The sequence below is a fragment of the Streptomyces glaucescens genome (assembly GCF_002154375.1).
Classification (GTDB): Bacteria; Actinomycetota; Actinomycetes; order Streptomycetales; family Streptomycetaceae; genus Streptomyces; species Streptomyces glaucescens.
On sequence record NZ_MUND01000666.1, the window covers coordinates 1 to 5512 of the forward strand.

Here is a 5512-nt window from a genome sequence, read left to right on the forward strand (position 1 = left end):
CGGCTCGCCGCCCGCCACGACTCCCTGCGCACGACCTTCGCCACCGTCGACGGACAGGGCGTCCAGCTCGTCGCCGCCGAGGCGGAACTGCCGCTGCGCACCAGCGACGTCGGACACCTGCCCGCCGACCGGCGGGACCAGGCCGTCGAGCGCCTGCTGACCGAGGAACTGCGCCGACCGCACGACCTGACGACCGGGCCCCTGACCCGGGCGACGCTCGTCCGCCGGGCAGCCGAGGACCACGTGCTGCTGCTGGCCCAGCACCACATCGTCACCGACGGCTGGTCGGTCGGCGTCCTGACCCGGGACCTGGCGGCGCTCTACCGCGCGGAAGCCGCCGGCGAACCCGACGGCCTGCCCCGGCCGGGCGTGCAGTACCCGGACTTCGCACTGTGGGAGCGTGAGCGGCACACCGCCGACGCCGACGACCTCGCCTACTGGAAACGCCACCTCGCCGGCCTCCAGCAGCTCGAACTGCCCACCGACCGGCCCCGCCCCGCGGTGCGCACCACCGCGGGGGCGGCACACCGCCAGGAGTTACCGCGCCACCTGGTGGACCGGCTGCGGCAGCTGGCCGCGGGCCGCGGCACCACCGTCTTCACGGTGTTCGCCGCGGCGGCGGCCGTGCTGTTCGCCCGCTACTCCGGGCAGCGGGACGTGGCGTTCGGCACCGTCACCAACGGGCGGGACCGCCGCGAACTGGAGGACGTGACGGGCTTCTTCGCCAACACCGTCGTACTGCGCGGCGAGGTCGACGACGCCGCCACGGTCGACCGGTTCGTCGAGACCATGCGCGCGACCGTGCTGGACGCCTTCGCCCACGACGGCGTGCCCTTCGACCGGGTGGTCGAGGAACTCGCCCCGCCGAGAGACCCCAGCCGCACTCCGCTGGTGCAGGTGCTGGTGGTGCAGCAGGCGGCGCCCGCCCGGCCGCCGATGGCCGCCGGGGTACGCATCGAGGAACATCCGCTGCCCCGCCCGGCCGCCCGGTTCGACCTCGTGCTGGAGTTCGCGCCGCGCATTGACGGCGGCTGCGAGCTGACGGTCGAGTACAACACCGACCTGTTCGAGACGGCGACCGTGGCCCGGATGAGCCGGCAACTGCACCACCTGCTCGAAGGCATGGCGGACGGCCCGCACCGGACGCTGGCCGAACTCCCGCTGCTGTCCGAGGACGAGCGGCGCATGCTCCTTCACTCCTGGAACCCGCCCGCGTCGGCCGAGGACCGGGCCGACGGCGCCACGCTCCCCGCGCTGTTCGAGGAGCAGGTGGCCCGGACTCCTGACCGGACCGCCGTGACCTGCGGAGAGACCCGGCTGGACTACGCCGGGCTGAACCGGCGTGCCAATCGTCTCGCCCGGCTGCTGGCGGCGCGCGGCGCGGGCCCGGAGTCCCTGGTGGCGCTGTGCCTGCCGCGCACCGCCGACCTGCTGCCCGTGCTGTGGGCCGTACTGAAGTCGGGCGCCGGATACCTGCCCGTCGACCCCGGCTACCCGGCCGAACGCATCCGCTTCATGCTCGCCGACGCGGCCCCCGCCCTCGTCCTCGCCACCCGTGAGACGGCGCACGCGCTCCCCGACGACTGCGAGCCGCTGCTGCTGGAGGACATCGCACCCTTCGGTGCCGATGCCGCCGGCCCGGCCGACGCCGACGCCTCGGACCTGACCGACGCCGACCGGACGGCACCGCTGGACCCGTCCCACCCCGCCTACGTCATCTACACCTCCGGCTCCACCGGCCGGCCCAAGGGCGTGGTCGTCAGCCACCGCAGCGTGGCCGCCCTGGCCGCCTGGGCCGAGGACACGTTCGGCTCGCGCGGGTTCTCCCACGTCGTCGCCTCCACCTCCCTCAACTTCGACGTGTCCGTCTTCGAGCTGCTGTGCCCCCTGCTGGCCGGCGGCAGCGTCGAAGTGGTCGCCGACCTCACCGCACTCGCCGACCTCACCGCACTCGCCGACCTCCCCGCGCTCACCGACGGCGCCCGCCCGCGCCGCGCCGGACTGCTCAGCGGCGTGCCGTCCGCGCTGTCCCGGGTGCTCGGCGGCGACGGCGCCGTCGAGGCGGACACCGTCGTCCTGGCCGGCGAGGCCCTGCCCGCCCGGACCGTCCGGGACATCAAGGACGCCATGCCCGCGGCCGACGTGGCGAACATCTACGGCCCCACCGAGGCCACCGTCTACGCCACCGCCTGGTTCGCCGACGGCACCGCCCCCGACCAGGCCCCGCCCATCGGCCGTCCCGTCGCCCGCACCCGCGCCTACGTGCTGGACCGCCTGCTGCGCCCCCAGCCGCCGGGTGTCACGGGCGAGTTGTACCTCGGCGGCGGCGGACTGGCCCGCGGATACCTGCGCCGCCCCGGCCTGACCGCCGCCCGCTTCGTCGCCGACCCGTTCGGCGCCCCCGGGGACCGCATGTACCGTACGGGCGACCTGGTGCGCTGGAGCGCCGACGGCCAGCTCGAGTACCTCGGCCGCGTCGACCAGCAGGTCAAGGTGCGCGGCTTCCGCATCGAACTCGGCGAGGTCGAGGAGGCCCTGCGCGGCTGCGCGGGCGTCGCCGAGGCCGCCGCCACCGTCCGCGACGGCGACGGCCACCGCCGCCTGGCCGGATACGTGGTCCCCGCCCCCGGCGCCCGGGTGGAACCCGAGGCCGTACGCCGCGAACTCGGACGCACCCTGCCCGACTACATGGTCCCCTCGGCCGTCGTCGTGCTGCCCGCCCTGCCGCTCAACCCCAACGGCAAACTGGACCGCGGCCGGCTCCCCGACCCGGCGCCGGCCGAACCCGCCGCACGCCACGTCGCGCCCCGCACCCCCACCGAACGGACCCTCGCCGCCATCTGGGCCGACGTCCTGCACGTGGAGCGGGTCGGAGCGGACGACAACTTCTTCGCGCTGGGCGGCGACTCCATCCTCAGCATCCAGGTCGTGGCCCAGGCCCGGCAGGCAGGCCTGACGATCACCTCGCGGGACGTCTACCGGCACCAGACGGTCGCCGCCCTGGCCCGCCGCGCCGACGAGACGGGCAGCCACCGGACCGCCGCCCCTCCCGCACCCGTCGAGGCGACCGGCACCGCACCGCTGACGCCCATCCAGCACTGGCTCTTCGACAGCGCCGCCGAGCGGGCCGGGCACTTCGCCCAGACGCTCTCGGTGGAACTGCCCGCCGACGTCGACGCCGGCGCGCTCGAAGCCGCCCTCGACGACGTGGTCGCCCACCACGACGCGCTGCGGTCCCGCTTCCTCGCCGACGACACGGGCGTACGGTGGCTGATCGACGGCCCGGCCGAGCGCTGCCGCCTCACCCACCACACCGGGCCGGACACCGACGCCCCGCACCTCGGCCCGTACGACCTGGGCCACGGTCCGCTGCTGCGCGCCGTCCTGCACGACCGGGGCCCCGGACGGCCACCCGTCCTGCACCTGTCCGTCCACCACCTCGTCGTGGACGGAGTCTCCTGGCGTCTGCTGCTCGAAGACCTCGAACGCGCCTACCGCGCCCGCCGCGAGGGCCGGGACGGCGCGGCCGCGCTGCCCCGCAAGTCCTCTCCGCTGCGGCAGTGGGCCGAGCGCCTGGCCGCGCACACCGCAGCCGGCGGTTTCGACGACGAGAAGGCGTACTGGACCCGGGAGACCGAAGGCGCCCGGGCCGCTCTGCCCGCGGACCGGGAGGGCACCGGCACCTACGCCTCCCAGCGCTCGGTGACGGTGCGCCTGAGTCCCCAGGACAGCGAAGTGCTGCTGCGGACCCTGCCCGAGACGTACCGCACCCAGGCCAACGACGTCCTGCTCGCCGCCCTCGGCAGGGTGCTGTGCGGCTGGAGCGGGCACGAGCGGGTACTGGTGGACGTCGAGGGCCACGGCCGTGAGGACCTCTTCGCCGACGTCGACACCAGCCGCACCATCGGCTGGTTCACCACCCGCCACCCCGTCGCCCTGGCCGTCCCGCCCCAGACGGCCTGGGACACCGTGCTCAAGCAGGTCAAGGAACAGCTGCGCGCGGTGCCCCGGCACGGCATCGGCCACGGCGCCCTGACCCTGCCGGGCCGCGACGGCGCACCGCTCCCGGCGACCAGCGCGCAGATCAGCTTCAACTACCTGGGCCGGTTCGGCCTGTCCGAGACCTCCGAGGGCCTGTACCGCGGGCTGGTCCGTCCGCTGGAGCTGGACGCCGACCCGTCGGCGACGCGCCCGCACCCCCTGGAGGTCGTGGGGCGGCTGGACGGCGACAGCCTGGAATTCACCTGGTTCTACTCCGACCGGGTGCACCGGCCGGAGACCGTCGCCGGCCTCGCGGAACGCTACGCCGACGCGCTGGCCGGTCTCGCCCGGTACGCGTCCGGTCCCGGCGCCGCCGGACGCACCCCCTCGGACTTCCCGCTGGCCCGGCTCGACCAGACCCACGTCGACCGCATCGCGGGGGAGGACCCCGCCGGCCTGGAGGACGTCCACCCCCTCACGCCCACCCAGGCCGGCATGCTCTTCCACCGGCTCTCCCAGGACGACCGCGGCGTGTACTTCCAGCAGCTGACGTTCGTCCTCGACGGCGTGCCCGACCCGGAGGTGCTGGCCGACGCCTGGCAGCGGGTCACGGACCGCACCCCGGTGCTGCGCTCGCGGGTGGTGTGGCAGGACGTGCCCGAGCCGCTGCTCGTGGTGCAGCGCCGGGCAGCCGTGCCGGTGGAACTGCCCGACTGGCGCGGCCTGTCCGAGACCGAACAGGACGAGCGGCTGCGCGACCTGCTCGACCGCGACCGCGCCCGAGGCGTCGACCTGACCCGCGCGCCGCTCCAGCGCCTGGTGCTGGCCCGGGTCTCCGACCGCGCGGTCCGCGTCGTGTGGTCCTTCGACCACCTGATCCTGGACGGCTGGAGCCTGTTCCAGGTCCTCTCCGACGTCTTCGCCTGCCACGCGGGACTGTCCGGCGCCGCACAGGTGCCGCTGCCCGACCGCCGCCCCTTCCGCGACTACGTCGCCTGGCTGCGCGAGCGCGCCGACGGGGCCGAGGCCGAACGGCACTGGCGGACCCGCCTGGACGGCCTGAGCGAGACCACCGCGCTCCCCTTCGACCGCGAGCCGCGCGAGAGCCACCGCGCGGAGTCGACCCGGGCGGTGCGCGTCACCCTGCCCGAGACCACCACGAAGGCACTGGAGGGCCTGGCCAGGACGGCGGGCCTCACGATGAACACCCTCGTGCAGGGCGCCTGGGCGCTGCTGCTGAGCCGTCAGGCGAACCGCGCCGAGGTCGTCTTCGGCACCACGGTCTCCGGAAGGCCGCCCGAGCTGCCCGGGGCCGACGCCATCACCGGCCTGTTCATCGCCACCCTGCCCACCCGTGTGACCGTGCCGCGCGACGAGCCGCTGCTCACCTGGCTGGCCCGGCTCCAGCAGGAGCAGAGCGAGGACCGCCGCCACGACCACGTGCCGCTGCACCGGATGGCGGCGTACACCGACCTGCCCGAGCGGGCCGCCCTCTTCGACAGCATCGTCGTGTTCGAGAACTACCCGGTCG

At 75.1% G+C, this 5512-nt stretch carries 1 protein-coding gene; it reads left to right on the forward strand.

The window, feature by feature from the left end; genetic code table 11:
- A partial coding sequence (locus tag CCN42_RS34335) for a non-ribosomal peptide synthetase (protein ID WP_143662119.1) occupies positions 1-5512 on the forward strand: 5512 nt, incomplete at both ends.